Origin of the sequence: Luteibacter yeojuensis (genome assembly GCF_000964085.1) — a bacterium.
Classification (GTDB): domain Bacteria; phylum Pseudomonadota; class Gammaproteobacteria; order Xanthomonadales; family Rhodanobacteraceae; genus Luteibacter; species Luteibacter yeojuensis_A.
Window position 1 is genome coordinate 1 of the sequence record NZ_JZRB01000035.1, and the last position, 14,465, is coordinate 14,465.

Below are 14,465 nucleotides of genomic sequence, written 5' to 3' on the forward strand. Positions count from 1 at the left end.
TACCCTCCTACTCCCCCAAAGCCCCCAAGAACGCCTCCAGCACAGCCCCCCGATACCGCTGCCTGTGCAACAAGACGGAAAGCCCCCGCCTGAGATCGAGGAACGGCGTCACCAGCACCGCCAGCCGCCCGGTGGCGACGGCATCCGCCACCGCCACCTCAGGCAGGCACGCGATGCCCAGCCCCGCGATCACCGCCTGCTTGATCGCCTCCGACTGATCCAGCTCCAGCACCGTCCGCCCCGCGGGCAGCGCCGCCAGCGCGCGCTCGCTCAAGGCACGGGTGGCCGACCCGCGCTCGCGCAACACCCACCGCTCCCCGGCGAAGTCGCCAGGCTTCAACCGCTTGCGGCGGGCGAGCGGATGCCCGGGCCGCGCGCACACCACCAGCCGATCCTCGCGCCACGGCCGCGCCTCCAGCATGGGGTGTGCGACGGGGCCCTCGACGCAGCCGATATCCACGTCATGGTCGAGCACCCCCTGCGCGATGCGATCGGTGTTGGCCACCGTGAGCCGCAACGCCACCGAGGGGTGCGCGTCCACGAACGGCCCGACGAGGTCGCCGACGAGGTAGTTGCCGACCGTGTTGCTCGCCCCCACCCGCAGTTCGCCGCCCAAGGCCGTCACCGCGCCTGTCGCCCGGCGCCCGAACTCCGCATGCCGCTCCACCAGCTCGCGCGCCAGGGGCAGCAGGTCGCGGCCACGGTCGTTGAGGCGCAGGCGCCCGCGCTCCCTGTCGAACAGCGGCTCGCCGATCTGGCGCTCGAGCTCCGCCAGCGCCATCGAGGCGGCTGGCTGGCTCAGGTACAGCCGCTCGCTGGCGGCGCGCACGCTGCCGGTCGTGGCGATGTCGACGAACACAGCGAGCTGGCGGGGGCTGAAGTTATGCATAAGTAGACCTTATGCATGCCATCAAGCATTTTCAATATCCTTATTGACGACGGCAGCGGAAAATAGCTGCATTCAGAAACCCAAGGCCAAGCCCCCATGCCTGCCGTCGCCGCCGCACCCGCCCCCGAATCCCGCCTCCCCGGCATGCTGCTGGCGTTCGCCGTCGCCGCCGTGGCGTTCGGCCTCGGCCGCCTCATGCCGCTGGTGGGCGGCGCGGTGTGCGGCATCGTGCTGGGCATCCTTGTCCGCCACTTCGCCGCGCCGTCGGCCACGTTCCAGCCGGGCCTGCGCTACGCCAGCAAGCAGGTGCTGCAGTGGTCGATCATCGCGCTGGGCTTCGGCCTCAGCCTCACGCAGGTGGCGAAGACCGGCCTTGAGTCGCTCTCGGTGACCCTCGCCACCGTGGCCGCCGCCGGCCTCACCGCGTGGATCCTCGGCCGCGTGCTGCGCGTGCACGACAAACTGCAGGTGCTCATCGGCGTCGGCACCGCCATCTGCGGCGGCTCGGCCATCGCCGCCGTGGTGCCCATCATCAAGCCCGACGACCACGACACCGCCTTCGCCATCAGCACCATCTTCCTGTTCAACCTGCTCGCCGTGCTGCTGTTCCCGGTGCTCGGGCACTGGATGGGCCTCTCCGACCTCGGCTTCGGCCTGTGGGCCGGCACGGCGATCAACGACACCTCGTCGGTGGTGGCCGCGGGCTACAGCTACAGCCATGCGGCGGGCGACTACGCCACCATCGTGAAACTCACCCGCGCCACGCTCATCATCCCCATCAGCCTGGCCATCGCCTTCATCGTCGCGTATCGCGAGAAGCGCAGCGGGGCCAGCGATTTCAGCCTGGCGAAGATCTTCCCCTGGTTCATCCTGTGGTTCCTCGTGGCCTCGGGCATCCGCACCGCCGGCCTTGTCCCCGAAGCGATCCTGCCCGCCATCCATTTCATCGCCGAGTGCCTGATCATCGTGGCCCTCACCGCCATCGGCCTCTCGGCCGACCTGCGCCGCATGGCGAAGACCGGCCCCCGCCCCATCCTGCTGGGCCTGGGCACTTGGGCGGCCGTGGCACTCGTGAGCCTGCTGGTGCAGCACCTGATCGGGCGGTGGTGATGGTGTAGCGTGCGAGAGATCAACCCAAGCCTATACAACCACGCCGAATTCCACGCGAAGCTCGCTTCCGGCGATGGATTCCTGCGTGAGGTCATCGCCCAACCGAAGCTCTTTGTGTTGGGAAGCGATACCGAAGCCACGACCCTGGCAGCGCGAGCTATCGCACTGTCCACGGCGGGGCGACCTCCGGGCACATGAAAGCCCCGCCAAAGGCAGCCGGCCTAGAGTGATACCGCGGGCTGTCGTGGCACCTCCCGGCGCCGGGCCCGTCGCGACTGGGAGGCCGCCATGAACGATGACGTTGAATCGCGGGTGCTGGATATCGTCGCCAGGCAGAGCGGAAAAGACCGCGCCGCCGTTACCACCGAGACCACCCTGAAAGACCTCGGCGTCGACTCGCTCGAAGCCATCGAGATGGTGTTCGAGATCGAGGAAGCGTTTGGGGTCCAGCTCGCGGACGACCAGGCCCGCGATGGCACCGAGACGCTGCAGGGCCTCGTGGACGCCGTCCACATCGCCCTGGCCCATGCAGGGCACGCGGCCGGCCCCGCCCGGGCCGCCTGACCACGCCACGGCGCCATGCACGCCGTCGACCGCACGGCCATGCCCCGCGTGGTGGTCACAGGCATGGGCGCCATCAGCGCCCTTGGCCACGACGCCCATGCCCACTGGCGAGCGCTGCTGGCAGGCCAAAGCGGCATCGCGGCCCTGGACCACCCACGGGCCGCCGAGCTGCGGGTAAAGATTGCCGCACAGGTGCGCGCCTTTGAACCGGCGCGGCATGTCGACGACCGCACGCTGCCCTTGCTGGATCGCGTCTCGCAGTTCGCCCTGCTAGCGGCGCGCGAAGCGGTCACGGCGGCCGGATGGGACCCCGAGACAACGCCCGGCCCACGCATCGCCGTGATCATCGGGACGGGCATTGGCGGCGAGACAAGCCGCGACGACGAATGCCGCAAGCTCTATGCGGAGGGCGCCGCGCGCGTGCACCCTTTCAGTATCGTGCGGGCGATGGCCAGCGCGCCCGCCAGCCATGTCGCATCGGCATGCCATGCCATGGGCCCGGTGTTCGCGGTGACCAGCGCTTGTGCATCATCGAACCATGCGATCGCGCAGGCCGTGCTCCTGCTTCGCGCCGGTGTCGTCGACGTGGCCGTCACCGGCGGCGCGGAGGCGTCCATGAGCTACAGCGTGCTGCGCGCGTGGGAAGCGATGCGCGTGCTGGCCGACGACACGTGCCGGCCGTTCTGTGCGCAACGCAAGGGCCTGGTGCTGGGCGAAGGCGCCGGCATGTTCGTGCTCGAATCGGCCACGCATGCCGCGGCACGCGGGGCCACGCCGCTGGCTGAGCTCGCCGGCATCGGCATGAGCTCCGACGCGGGCGATATCGTCGCGCCGTCGGCCGATGGTTCCGCGGCGGCGATGCGGGCCGCGCTGGCCGACGCCGGCATGCGCCCCAGCGATGTCGACCACATCAATGCCCACGGCACGGGCACGGTGGCCAACGACGTGACGGAAACACGCGCCATCCATGACGCCTTTGGCACCCACGCGGCGCGCATCGCCGTGACCTCCACCAAATCCATGCACGGGCACGCCCTCGGCGCCGCCGGTGCCCTTGAGCTTGTCGCTACCCTGGGCGCGCTGCGCGACGGCATCGTGCCGCCCACCGCCAACTTCCTCGACCGCGACGGGGCCTGCGATCTCGACATCGTGACAGGCGGCGCCCGGCGCATGGCCGTCCGCGCCGCCCTCTCGAACTCCTTCGCGTTCGGTGGCCTGAACGCCGTGCTGGCCGTGCGGCGCGCCTAAGCGGCGCTGCCACCATGGATGGCGTCGAGCAGCCGCAGGTTCAGCGCATGCTGCTGTGCCTGCCAGCCGGCCAGTTTGCCGGCATCGACCTCGGGTTGCTCGTCCATCGCGCTGAGCTTGCGCTTCCACCAGCTACGGTAGGTGTAGCGCGAAATATCGCCGGTGATATCACTGCCCATGATGCGGCCGCGCAGGCTACGCAGGATGGCGAGGCCACCGGCCTCGGTCAGCGTGCCCTGGTCCCAGTTGGTCATGGCCACGTCGGGCGCGTAGGCATCCTTGTCGATGGAGAGGTACACCGGCTGGCCCGCGCGTGTCTGCGCATCGACGAAAGCATCGACCATGGCATGCGTATCGCTGAAGGAACGGAACGCACCCTGCAGGCCGATCTTCGAGGCCCATGACGTATCCACGCCATTCGACCAGTACGTGAGCTTGCCGGCCCGCAGCGGCGCCAGGTAGTTTTCCCAGGCATGCCCGCGGCCGATGTCCGCGGACGTGATGCCGATGACATGCACATGGCTGACGCGCGGGAGCATGGCCACGCGCCGCACCCACGAGCCGCAGTGCACGCCGAACGGGAAGCGCATGTTGTCGGGGTGGTTGTCGAGCACCACCACCTGGAACGCCTGCCTGCCCGGCACGCGCTCGACGAGCGGCCACGTGAGGTGGTGGAAATCGCCACTGCCGAGGAACACCGTGCCGTGCTCGCGCGGCAGCGAGGCATCGAGCATGTAGGCCAGCCGGCGCAGCTTGCCCAGCGAACAGCCGAAGCGGATGCGCTCCTCGTAGGCGCGCAGCGGCAACACCAGCCGCCCGGGAACGGGGCCGACGGAGCCGTCGAAATCAAGGACGATGGGTTGCGGCGTCATGGGCGGCCCATTCGCTGTCGGCTTCGAAATGGCGAGCGAACCGCGAGAGCACGGCGCGCAGCACGGGGTTGCGTAGGTAGACGGCATGGCGCGTCAGGTGGAACGATGCGCCCAGGCTCGCCTTCACCGCTGGATCGGTCCAGCCAGCGACGTAGTGCGTGAGCTGGCGCGCCAGGGCGTATTCCAGGTTCACGAACCAGCTGACGAAGTACAGGTCGAGCTCGCGCGCTTGCGGATAGGCAAAGCCCACGTACTTGTCGAGCAGCTTGCCGCCATGCTCGTAGCACAGGTTCCAGCCGACGAGCTGGCCCGCGTGCCGGTAGGTAAAAACCACCCCGCCAGGTTCACGCAGGGCGGCCGCGAAAAACGCGCGGGAAAGCTTGTCGAACTGCACCTCGCCCTGCGCATGCACGTTCTCGAAAAGGGCATAGAACGCATCGACGACGGCATCGCTGGCGAACGCCTCGCCGGTGCGCACAGTGGCGATCTCCAGCCGCGCACGGCTGCGCAACTTGCGTCGCAGGTTCTTCCGGCGCGAGTGCGAGAGCCGCGACAGGTACTCGTCGATGGACGCGAAATCGATGGCCACGTACGCCAGGGCCTGGCCTTCGACGATGACATAGCCATGCTCGCGCGCCGCGTCCATGAACCGCCGCGTCCACGCCCGTTCCACGGCCGAGGTAAGCGGCGAGTCGACGGCAAGGTCTTTGACGATGAACAACGGCTGCGTGCGCCCGTGGCAGCGGGCCCAGTCGGCGGCCACTTTCGCGGGCTGGCTGCCACCATGGAACAGTGCGTACTCCGACACCGTGGTGCCCGCGAAGCACGTGCGCACGCCCAGCAGCCGCTTCAACAGGGCCTGGAAGGGCAAGGCGGCCACGCGGCGGCGCAGGCCTTCGTCCGCCGTCGTGAGCACATCGAAACGCGTGGTGAAAAGCGGAGCACCATCCACCGCCCGGGCTGGGGTGAACCCGTGGGGTGGATGGCGCTCGAAATGCCCGAGCAGCGCATCCGGCTCGAGCTGGTTCACGAACGCCACCGGCAGGCCAACCCGGTTTGTCAGCCGCGCTTGGCCAGCGTAAGCAGCTGGTCGAGCAACGCGATGGCCAGGTCGATTTCGTCGTGGCTGATGTCGAGCGACGGCGCGAACGTGATCACGTTCTTGTACCAGCCGCCCACATCAAGCACGAGACCGATCTTCTTGCCTTCGTGAGTCAGGCCGCCGGCCAGGCCGATGTCGACCATGCGATCAAGCAGCGCCTTGTTCGGCGTGAAACCATCGTCGGTGCAGATCTCGGCGCGCAGGGCGAGGCCAAGGCCATCGACATCACCGATTTCCTTGTGCCGCTTCTGCAGGTCGCGCAGGCCGTCAAGGAAGTGCCTGCCCTTCTCGGCCACCCGGGTTTCATAATCCAGCTCGTAACCCATCTGGATGACTTCCAGGCCAAGGGCGGTGCCCAGGGGGTTTGAGTTGAACGTGCTGTGCGTGGAGCCAGGCGGGAACACCGTGGGGTTGATCAGCTCTTCGCGCGCCCAGATGCCCGATAACGGGTTCAGGCCGTTGGTAAGCGCCTTGCCGAACACGAGGACATCGGGCGTGACGCCGAAGTGCTCGATCGACCAGAGCTTGCCGGTGCGCCAGAAGCCCATCTGGATCTCGTCCACGACCATGAGGATGCCGTACTTGTCGAGCACCTTCTTGAGGTCGATGAAGAAGTTCTTCGGCGGGATGACGTAACCGCCCGTGCCCTGGATGGGCTCGACATAGAACGCGGCGTACTCGGCCTCGCCCACTTTCGGATCCCACACGCCGTTGTATTCGGTTTCGAACAGGCGCTCGAACTGGCGCACGCACGCGTCGGAGTATTCCTCCGGCGTCATGCCCTTCGGGCGGCGGAACGGGTAAGGGAACGGGATGAACTGCGCACGCTCGCCAAAGTGGCCGAAGCGGCGGCGATAACGATAGCTCGAGGTGATGGACGATGCGCCCAGCGTGCGGCCGTGGTACCCGCCCTCGAAAGCGAACATGAGGCTCTTGCCGCCGCGCGCGTTGCGCACCAGCTTGAGCGAGTCTTCCACGGCCTGCGCGCCGCCCACGTTGAAGTGGCAGCGGCCATCGAGGCCGAACTTCTTCTTCGCGTCGACGGCGATGGTCTTGGCGAGCTCGATCTTGCCCTGGTGCAGGTACTGGCTGGCCACCTGCGGCAGCAGGTCGATCTGCGCCTTGAGCCGGTCGTTGAGGCGTTTGTTGCCGTAACCGAAGTTGACGGCCGAGTACCACATCTGCAGGTCGAGGAACGGGATGTTCTCGCTGTCGTAGATATAGCTTCCCTCCGCGTGGCGGAAGATCTTCGGCGGGTCGACGTAGTGCACGGTATCGCCGAACGAGCAGTACTTCGCTTCATCGGCCAGCAGCGCCGCGTCGTCGATGACGATATCGGGGGAAAGGGATTTCAGGTTCATGCGGGCGTTTCCACGGTGTTCGGCACGGTAGTGGGCAGGACAGTCCTCGGCGGCAGGCCGCCGGCGAGCAGTTCGGGCAGCAGCGCCAGCGCTTCGTCGAAGCTGGCGATCGGCGCATACGGGATGCCGGCGGCGCGGCAGTGTTCTATAAGGCGGTTCTTCGCGAACACGAAGTCGACGCGATCGGCGGCGCAGAAATCGGAGGCGCCATCGCCAATGAGCAGCGTCTTGCCACCACGCTGCCGGGCCACGTCCACGCGCGCGCACTTGCAGGTGCCGCTGCGGCAGCCACGTGCACTGAACGGCGAGGTGAGTTTCCACTGGCGCGGGCCGGCCTGCTCGAGGTGGTTCGCCACCGTGGGCAGCGTGTCGATGCCGTGGTTGGCGAGGATGGCGTGGATGGCGTGGTCAAGGCCATCGCTCACGATTTCAAGCGGTATGCCCTGCTCGATCGTCGCCCTCACGAAATCGGCGAAGCCGTGGTCGATGTGCAGGCGACCCAGGTGCGTCGCGAGTTCGTCGCGGCTCATGTCGAGCAACGCCACCTGGCCTGCCATGCACACGGCCGAACCGATGCGGCCCGCTCGCCAGTCGCGCTCCAGCACTTCCCAACCGGGGCGGCCATGGCGGTCGAGCAGCGAGTCGATGACGTCCTCCACGGCGATGGTGCCGTCGAAGTCGCAGAGGATGTTCCAGGCGGGCGTTGTATGCACGGGCCAAGCAGCCGTTCGTCAGGTTGCCGCGAAGGCTAGGCGCACATCCTTTCGAGCCCCTTTCCCTTTTACGAAAGGCGTTTGTAAGCACTTTGTGGCAGGCTGACGTACCCATCTTCGTCACGATTACGCATGCGCCGCACATGCCTCGCCCTGCCCATCGCGCTCGCCCTTTGCCACGCCGCGCATGCCGAAGACGATACCCCCACCTATGCGTTCGGCGCGGGCGTGCAGCGCATGCCAGGGTGGCAGGGTTCGAAAAACACGCGCAACCAGCCGGTGCCCTACATCGACATCGAGCTGCCAGGCGTGGGCGAGCTTTCCACCACCGATGGCCTGACGCTCGATGTCATCGGTGGCGCGCACTGGCACGGTGGTTTCTACGGAAACTGGTTGTGGGGCCGCACGCATGATGAACTCGGGCCGCGCCTTGGCGGCAAGGTGGCGTCGCTTTCGCCGCGCTGGCAGGGCGGTGGTTACCTCGAGTACGCGTTCAACGAGCGTTTCAGCCTTGGCGGCCACCTCGCGCACGACACCGCTGGCGCGGGCGCGTATGCCGCGCTGTATGCCGACTGGAAGCTACCCGACGTGTGGTACATCCAGCACTCGCTGGAACTGCAGGTGGAAGGCATGAACGGCGCGGGCATGGACCGGTTCTTCGGCGTCACGCCGGCCGAGGCGCAGGCCATCGGCACGGCGCCGTACCAGCCCGGCGCCGGCTGGCATTCCGCCAACCTCGAATATGACGCTTTCGTGCCGACGTCGTTGCATACCGGTTTCGCGTTGGCGCTTTCGTACGCGCGGCTGTATGGCAACGCGGCAGGCAGCCCGCTCGTGCGCGAATTCGGCTCACGCCGCCAGCCGACCACCACGCTGGCGTTCGTGGTCCACTTCTAGGGCGCCCGCGGCATCACGCCAGGTCGGGATGCAGGTCGTCGCCTTCAAGATGCGTGGGGATCGCGAACAGCACGCCCAGCATGACGATGTGCGCCACGCCAGACAGAAGCGAGGCCCACACGGGTAGCGCGACGTCATAGGGCAGCACGGTGTCGATGAGCCGGTTCGCCAGGTTCCAGCCCCAGTGCAGGCCCACCGCCAGCCAGAGGTTGCCGGTGCGAACCACGGCGGTGGCGTAGGCCAGCCCGAAGCACAGCAGCATGAGGGCCTCGGCGGGGCCACCCGGCAGGTGGAAGACGTGGTTGAGCAGGTAGGCCAGCGCCGATACCAGCACGAAGGCCCATGGGGCCCAGGGCGATCGCTTCGCGCGGTAAATGAAGCCCCGCGTGAGCAGGTCTTCGGAAAGCGATGGCAGGAAGGTCACGACCAGCGCCAGCGGCAGCGTGTACGCGAACGACATGGCCGCCGCGGCGGCCGTCTCGGGCGGCCGGGCAAGGTACACCCCCAGGGCCATGCCGACGCATACCGCCACGTACTTCAGCAGCAGTGCCAGCACGAGGCCGCCGGATACCCGCAGCGGCGTGCTTCGGCGCCACTCCAGCGCGTAGGCGTCGTAGCCACGGAAACCCAGCCAGCGGCCGATGGGCCATGCCAGCGCGAGCATCGCCACGAGGAACAGCGCAGCCACCCCCATGCTGTGGAAAACGCGCACGCCGATGCCTTCCGCCGCGCTGTACAGGGCAAACAGGAAGGCGAACGCGATGACGACGCGCTTGCGGTCGACGGCAGGCATGGATTCCCCGGGAACGGTGGTGCGGGGCCCAGCTTAGGGCCGCGCCGGCCCGGACGCCATAGGCCAGGCGCAACCGAAGCGAGACAACCGGCTCAACGGTCGTCGCGGGTCCAGATGAAGCCGCCCTCTTCCTTCACGGGGAAGACCGCCACCGGCTCGTAGGCCGGCGGGCAGGTGACCCCGCCCGTGCGCAGGTCGAAACGGGCGCCGTGGCGGACGCACTCCACCTCGTGGCCGATGACCGGGCCGCCCGCCAGCTCGCCGCCATCATGGGTGCACACGTCTTCGATGGCATGGAGCTCGCCGTCGATGTTGTAGACCGCGATGGCGGTATCGCCATCCCAGGCCACGCGGAACTCGCCGGGCAGCAGCTCGCTGCGCGTGCCCACTTTCACCCAGTCGCTCATGCGCCGAGCTCCTTCACCAGGTACTCGAAGCGGAGGTCGTCGCGCTGGGGCAGGCCGAAGCGCTCGTCGCCATACGGGAAGGGCTTGGTGCGGCCGGTGCGGACGTAGCCGCGGCGCTCGTACCACGCGATGAGCTCGGCCCGGATGTCGATCACCGTCATCTCGATGCGCTGGCACTGCCACTCCTGCACGGCGATGCGCTCCACTTCCTCGATGACGAGGCGGCCGATGCCCGTGCCCTGGAACGGCGGGTGCACCGAGAACATGCCGAAGTAGCAGACCCCGTCCTGGCGCTCGATGTAGCACGACGCCGCCACCACGCCATCGCGCTCGAACAGCACGAAACGCCCGTTAGGGCCCGTCAGCAGTTCTTCGATCTCGGTGATGTCGGTGCGGCGGCCGTGGAGGAAATCGGCCTCGGTGGTCCAGCCGGCGCGGCTGGCGTCGCCGCGGTAGGCGGATTCCACCAGCGCGGCGATGGTCGCGGCATCGGCGGGGGTGGCGGCGCGGAAGGTGTGTGTCGGGGTCATGGGGAGAATTCTAAGCCCGCTGAAAGCATCGCGCGCAAGCGCGCTCCCACAGCAAGGGATGTCCCAAAGGAAGGGATGTCCCACAGGAAGGGATGTCCCACAGGGAGGTGTGCTCCACAGGGAAGGGTGGACCCTTTGTGGGAGCGCGCTTGCGCGCGATGGGGCTGCCTCAAAGCAGCAGTTTACGCACCCGCCCGATCGCCGCGATGAATTCATCCACCTCGGCCTTCGTGTTGTAGAAGGCCAGCGAGGCGCGTAGGGTGGCCGGCACGCCGAAGAACTGCATCAGCGGGTGGGCGCAGTGGTGGCCCGAGCGCACGGCGACGCCCTGCAGGTCGAGCAGCGTGGCCATGTCGTTAGCGTGGGCAGCGTGGGCACCCTCGAGCAGGAATGACACCACCGGCTCCTTCTCTTTCGCCTGGCCGAAGATCCGCACGCCCGGCAGGGCCGCGATGGCGTCGGTGGCGTAGGCGAGCAGGTCCTGTTCGTGGGCCTTCAGGCGGTCGAAGCCGATGCCCTCGAGGTAGTCGATGGCGGCCGTGACACCGGCGAAGCCCGCGATGTTCGGCGTGCCCGCCTCGAAGCGGTGCGGCGGGTCGGCGAACACGGTGCCTTCGAAGCGCACCTCGCGGATCATCTCGCCGCCGCCGAAGAACGGCGGCATGGCCATGAGGTGCTCGCGCTTCGCCCACAGCGCGCCGGTGCCGGTGGGCGCCAGCATCTTGTGGCCGGTGACGGCGTAGAAATCGCAACCCAGGGCCTGCACGTCCACCCGGCGGTGCGGCGCGGCCTGCGAGCCGTCGACCAGCAGCGGGATGCCACGCTTGCGGCACTCGCGGGCGATCTCGCGCACGGGGTTCACGGTGCCGAGCACGTTCGAAACATGGCCCACGCAGGCCAGCTTCACCTCCGGCGTCAGCAGCTTGAAGTACTCCTCGAGGATAAGCTCGCCGTTCGCGTCGATCGGCGCGGCCTTCACCGTGGCGCCGGTGCGCTCGGCCACGAGCTGCCACGGCACGATGTTGGCGTGGTGCTCCATCACGGTGGTGACGATGGCGTCGCCGGGCTTCAGGCGCGGCAGCGCATAGCTGTACGCCACGAGGTTGATGGCCTGGGTGGTGCCCGAGGTGAGGATCACTTCATCGCGCGAAGGCGCGTTGATGAAACGCGCCAGCGCGTCGCGCGCGCCCTCATAGGCGGCCGTGGCTTCCTCGCCAAGCGTGTGCACCGCGCGCGCCACGTTGGCATTGTGTTCGCGGTAGTGGCGATCCACCGCCTCGATGACCGACAGCGGCTTCTGCGAGGTGTTGGCGCTGTCGAAATACACCAGCGGCTTGCCGTGCACGGTGCGCGAGAGCAGCGGGAAATCGGCGCGGATGCGCTCGACGTCGAGCGGGAGGGGGGCGGTCTCGGCCCTGGCGTTCATGGCTTGGCTCCGGACGTTATTCGGCGGCGGTGCTGGCCGGCAGGCGCGCCACCAGCAGATCACCCAGGTGTTCGCGCAGGGCCTCGTTGGGCAGCGACTCGAGCGCCGCGCGGCAGAAGGCCAGCGTGAGGAGGCTGCGCGCTTCCACCAGGGGAATGCCGCGCGAGCGCAGGTAGAACAGCGAGCGTTCGTCGAGCTGGCCGATGGTGGCGCCGTGCGCGGCCTTCACCTCATCGGCGTAGATCTCGAGCTCGGGTTTCGTATCGATCTCGGCCGAGCCGGAGAGCAGCAGGTTCTTGTTGCTCAGCGAGGCATCGGTGCCGTCGGCACCTTCGGCGACGACGATGGCACCACGGAACACGCCGCGCGAGCGGCCGTCCGCGATACCGCGCCACAAGGCATCGGAGGCGGTATCGCGCGCCTTGTGGTGCACTTCCAGCTGGGTATCGAGGTGCTGGCGGCCGGCGAGGGCGAATACGCCGCGGGTATCGAAGCGGGCACGGTCGCCCACCACTTCCGCGGTCAGTTCGTGGCGCACCAGCGCACCGCCCAGTTCCAGGGCATGCACGGTCGCCTGGGCATCGGCGTCGAGCCGCACCTGGCCACGGCGGATGAGCGTGGTAGCGGGCGAGGCATCCTGCAGGATGGCGAGGCCCAGCGTGGCGCCTTCGCGCACGGTGTAGTCGGCGACGACGGTGCCCAGCTGCGTGGCGGCTCCCGCCGACACGAAGTGTTCGACGATATCGACCGAGGCGCCCTTACCCACTTCCACGAGAACACGGGCATGCCATGCCGTATCGGCCTGCGCACCACTCGTCACATGGACGATCTGCAGCGGCTTCGCGACCTTCGCGTTATCCGCCACGCGCAGCACCACGCCATCGGTGGCGAGCGCGGCGTTGAGGTGCGCGAACGCATCGGCGGCACCGCGGCGGTAGCGGTTGGCCAGGGCGAAGCGCAGCGGCTCTGGCTGCGCGGCCAGCGCCACGGCCAGCGGCGCCAGCTCGACACCGGTGCCGGCATCGAGCGAGGAAAGATCCGCGCGGAACACGCCATCGACGAAGACGGCACGGCCACCGTCGACGCCTGGCAGCGCAAACAGCGCGCCCGGCACGTCGGCGCCTGCGGCCATGGCGGCATCGGCCAGCGCGAGCGCGCGCTGCGAGAGCGCGCGCAGCGGGGTGTATTTCCACGCCTCGTTGCGGCCTTCCGGCAGGCCGGTTTCAGCGAAGGCCTCGAGGTTCTCGCGGCGCGCGGCGTCGAGCCACGCGATGCCCGTGGCGGGCACGCCGGCGGCGGCATCCAGCGCCGCCCGCACGAACGGGGACGGCGCGCTGGTCATGCGGCTTCCCCGGCCAGGTCGGCCTTGCGCAGGTGCGGGTGCTTGTCGGCGAGCCACGCGTAGCCTTCGGCTTCGAGCTTCAGCGCGAGGTTCTTGTCACCACTCTCGACGATGCGGCCACCGGCCAGCACGTGGACGAAATCGGGCTCGATGTAGTCGAGCAGGCGCTGGTAATGCGTGACGACGAGGAACGAGCGCGCCGGCGAACGCAGGGCGTTGACGCCCTCGGCCACCTGCTTCAGCGCATCGATGTCGAGGCCGGAATCGGTTTCGTCCAGGATGGCGAGCTTCGGCTCGAGCACGGCCATCTGGAAAATTTCATTGCGCTTCTTCTCGCCGCCCGAGAAGCCTTCGTTGACCGCGCGGTGCAGCAGCTCGTCGCTGATCTGCATGATCTTCAGCTTCTCGCGCACCAGCTTGAGGAAGCGCATGGAATCGAGCTCGTCCTCGCCGCGGAACTTCCGCTGCGCGTTGAGCGCGGCACGCAGGAAGTAGGTGTTGTTCACGCCGGGGATTTCCACCGGGTACTGGAAGGCGAGGAACACGCCGACCGCCGCGCGTTCTTCCGGCTCCAGCGCCAGCAGGTCCTGCCCGCCGAACGAGACGGTGCCCTCGGTGACCTCGTAGCCTTCGCGGCCGGAGAGCACGTTGCCCAGCGTGGACTTGCCCGCGCCGTTCGGGCCCATGATGGCGTGCACCTCGCCCGGGTTCACGGTGAGCGAGAGGCCTTTAAGGATCTCCTTGCCTTCGACGCGGGCGTGGAGGTTATCGATCTTGAGCATGTGCATGGCGGTGCTGTCCATCAGGGCGTGAGGTGCGAGAGCGCGTCGAGCGCGTCTTCACGGCGGTCCCAGGGCACGAAGAGGTGATCGTGCAGGAACGCGGAAACGGGGTTGCAGGGGATGCCGCGCTTGGCGAAGGCGGCGGAAACGGCGGCCATCATGCCCACGGCGGTAAGGCTGGATTGCACGCGCAGGGTGATGCAAGCCCACAGCATGCGATCGCCGCTCAGGTCGTCTTCGGTGACATCGACGATGAGCGTGGTGCCCTCGTCCTCGCGGAACATCATGAGCGCCTCGCCCATGCGCTCGCGGGCGCGCTCGTGCGAGACATGGATGAAACGTTTTGGCACCGGGTCGACGGCCGGGTCGAGCGCGGCGAGCAGCGCGCGCAGGTCGGAGGTGGACGCGGCGGAACCGGCGATGCCCACG

Annotated in this window: 16 protein-coding genes; 4 read left to right on the forward strand and 12 right to left on the reverse strand. The window is 68.1% G+C overall.

All coding sequences use genetic code 11. The annotated features are described in order from the left end of the window. Window positions 1–7: 7 nt before the first annotated feature. The gene (locus VI08_RS15600; RefSeq protein WP_045830541.1) at window positions 8–889 is read right to left on the reverse strand and encodes a LysR substrate-binding domain-containing protein; all 882 of its coding nucleotides are present in this window, start codon (window positions 887–889) and stop codon (window positions 8–10) included. Between the two features lie 96 nt (window positions 890–985). Between VI08_RS15600 and VI08_RS15605 the strand changes: the two genes are divergently transcribed. From VI08_RS15605 to VI08_RS15615, 3 genes are all read left to right on the forward strand, one after another. Beyond that, on the forward strand, window positions 986–1,999 hold the full coding sequence (locus VI08_RS15605) for a YeiH family protein (RefSeq protein ID WP_045830542.1): 1,014 nt from the start codon (window positions 986–988) through the stop codon (window positions 1,997–1,999). 288 nt (window positions 2,000–2,287) lie between these two features. Further along, window positions 2,288–2,563 (forward strand): acyl carrier protein, encoded by a 276-nt coding sequence (locus VI08_RS15610; RefSeq protein WP_045830543.1) that lies wholly within the window; start codon window positions 2,288–2,290, stop codon window positions 2,561–2,563. Between the two features lie 15 nt (window positions 2,564–2,578). After that, on the forward strand, window positions 2,579–3,811 hold the full coding sequence (locus tag VI08_RS15615; RefSeq protein ID WP_084621559.1) for a beta-ketoacyl-[acyl-carrier-protein] synthase family protein: 1,233 nt from the start codon (window positions 2,579–2,581) through the stop codon (window positions 3,809–3,811). Here VI08_RS15615 and VI08_RS15620 read toward each other — a convergent pair. Genes VI08_RS15620 through VI08_RS15635 form a run of 4 tightly spaced genes read right to left on the reverse strand, consistent with a single transcriptional unit; the run spans window position 3,808 to window position 7,859 of the window. Further along, complete coding sequence (locus VI08_RS15620; RefSeq protein ID WP_045830544.1) at window positions 3,808–4,683, reverse strand: arginase family protein; 876 nt, start codon at window positions 4,681–4,683, stop codon at window positions 3,808–3,810. The two genes, VI08_RS15615 and VI08_RS15620, sit on opposite strands and share 4 nt — an antisense overlap. Continuing rightward, window positions 4,658–5,722: a GNAT family N-acetyltransferase gene (locus VI08_RS15625; protein WP_045830545.1), complete on the reverse strand. Its 1,065-nt coding sequence runs from the start codon at window positions 5,720–5,722 to the stop codon at window positions 4,658–4,660. Before VI08_RS15625 ends, VI08_RS15620 begins: the two co-directional genes overlap by 26 nt. 20 nt (window positions 5,723–5,742) lie before the next feature. Then, window positions 5,743–7,146, reverse strand: a complete 1,404-nt coding sequence (locus VI08_RS15630; protein ID WP_045830546.1) for an aspartate aminotransferase family protein — start codon at window positions 7,144–7,146, stop codon at window positions 5,743–5,745. Further along, a complete protein-coding gene (locus VI08_RS15635) occupies window positions 7,143–7,859 on the reverse strand; it encodes an MtnX-like HAD-IB family phosphatase (protein WP_045830547.1) in 717 nt (238 codons plus the stop codon). The genes VI08_RS15630 and VI08_RS15635 overlap by 4 nt, the downstream gene beginning before the upstream one ends. Window positions 7,860–7,991: 132 nt before the next feature. On the opposite strand from VI08_RS15635, the gene VI08_RS15640 reads away from it, so the two are divergent. Beyond that, window positions 7,992–8,756, forward strand: coding sequence for a MipA/OmpV family protein (locus VI08_RS15640; protein WP_052698006.1), 765 nt, complete (start codon window positions 7,992–7,994; stop codon window positions 8,754–8,756). Between the two features lie 13 nt (window positions 8,757–8,769). On the opposite strand, the gene VI08_RS15645 is transcribed toward VI08_RS15640, so the two are convergent. From VI08_RS15645 to VI08_RS15675, 7 genes are all read right to left on the reverse strand, one after another. After that, window positions 8,770–9,549 carry a CPBP family intramembrane glutamic endopeptidase gene (locus VI08_RS15645; RefSeq protein WP_045830548.1) on the reverse strand — a complete coding sequence of 260 codons (780 nt, stop codon included), beginning with the start codon at window positions 9,547–9,549 and terminating at the stop codon, window positions 8,770–8,772. Window positions 9,550–9,641: 92 nt separating this feature from the next. Then, window positions 9,642–9,956, reverse strand: coding sequence for a non-heme iron oxygenase ferredoxin subunit (locus VI08_RS15650; RefSeq protein WP_045830549.1), 315 nt, complete (start codon window positions 9,954–9,956; stop codon window positions 9,642–9,644). Beyond that, window positions 9,953–10,486 carry a GNAT family N-acetyltransferase gene (locus tag VI08_RS15655; protein ID WP_045830550.1) on the reverse strand — a complete coding sequence of 178 codons (534 nt, stop codon included), beginning with the start codon at window positions 10,484–10,486 and terminating at the stop codon, window positions 9,953–9,955. Before VI08_RS15655 ends, VI08_RS15650 begins: the two co-directional genes overlap by 4 nt. A 169-nt stretch (window positions 10,487–10,655) precedes the next feature. Beyond that, a complete protein-coding gene (locus VI08_RS15660; RefSeq protein ID WP_045830551.1) occupies window positions 10,656–11,912 on the reverse strand; it encodes an aminotransferase class V-fold PLP-dependent enzyme in 1,257 nt (418 codons plus the stop codon). A gap of 16 nt (window positions 11,913–11,928) precedes the next feature. Continuing rightward, a complete protein-coding gene (gene sufD, locus VI08_RS15665; RefSeq protein ID WP_084621560.1) occupies window positions 11,929–13,254 on the reverse strand; it encodes a Fe-S cluster assembly protein SufD in 1,326 nt (441 codons plus the stop codon). After that, window positions 13,251–14,036 carry a Fe-S cluster assembly ATPase SufC gene (sufC, locus tag VI08_RS15670; protein ID WP_045830622.1) on the reverse strand — a complete coding sequence of 262 codons (786 nt, stop codon included), beginning with the start codon at window positions 14,034–14,036 and terminating at the stop codon, window positions 13,251–13,253. Before sufC ends, sufD begins: the two co-directional genes overlap by 4 nt. Before the next feature lie 20 nt (window positions 14,037–14,056). Continuing rightward, the gene (locus VI08_RS15675; protein ID WP_052698007.1) at window positions 14,057–14,464 is read right to left on the reverse strand and encodes an ACT domain-containing protein; all 408 of its coding nucleotides are present in this window, start codon (window positions 14,462–14,464) and stop codon (window positions 14,057–14,059) included. Window position 14,465 lies beyond the last annotated feature (1 nt).

Bases quoted from the DNA above. Each gene is read 5' to 3' on its own strand.
- VI08_RS15600 (WP_045830541.1), bottom strand. From the start codon at position 889: ATGCATAACTTCAGCCCCCGCCAGCTCGCTGTGTTCGTCGACATCGCC.
- VI08_RS15605 (WP_045830542.1), top strand. From the start codon at position 986: ATGCCTGCCGTCGCCGCCGCACCCGCCCCCGAATCCCGCCTCCCCGGC.
- VI08_RS15610 (WP_045830543.1), top strand. From the start codon at position 2,288: ATGAACGATGACGTTGAATCGCGGGTGCTGGATATCGTCGCCAGGCAG.
- VI08_RS15615 (WP_084621559.1), top strand. From the start codon at position 2,579: ATGCACGCCGTCGACCGCACGGCCATGCCCCGCGTGGTGGTCACAGGC.
- VI08_RS15620 (WP_045830544.1), bottom strand. From the start codon at position 4,683: ATGACGCCGCAACCCATCGTCCTTGATTTCGACGGCTCCGTCGGCCCC.
- VI08_RS15630 (WP_045830546.1), bottom strand. From the start codon at position 7,146: ATGAACCTGAAATCCCTTTCCCCCGATATCGTCATCGACGACGCGGCG.
- VI08_RS15640 (WP_052698006.1), top strand. From the start codon at position 7,992: ATGCGCCGCACATGCCTCGCCCTGCCCATCGCGCTCGCCCTTTGCCAC.
- VI08_RS15645 (WP_045830548.1), bottom strand. From the start codon at position 9,549: ATGCCTGCCGTCGACCGCAAGCGCGTCGTCATCGCGTTCGCCTTCCTG.
- VI08_RS15650 (WP_045830549.1), bottom strand. From the start codon at position 9,956: ATGAGCGACTGGGTGAAAGTGGGCACGCGCAGCGAGCTGCTGCCCGGC.
- VI08_RS15655 (WP_045830550.1), bottom strand. From the start codon at position 10,486: ATGACCCCGACACACACCTTCCGCGCCGCCACCCCCGCCGATGCCGCG.
- VI08_RS15660 (WP_045830551.1), bottom strand. From the start codon at position 11,912: ATGAACGCCAGGGCCGAGACCGCCCCCCTCCCGCTCGACGTCGAGCGC.
- sufD (WP_084621560.1), bottom strand. From the start codon at position 13,254: ATGACCAGCGCGCCGTCCCCGTTCGTGCGGGCGGCGCTGGATGCCGCC.
- sufC (WP_045830622.1), bottom strand. From the start codon at position 14,036: ATGCTCAAGATCGATAACCTCCACGCCCGCGTCGAAGGCAAGGAGATC.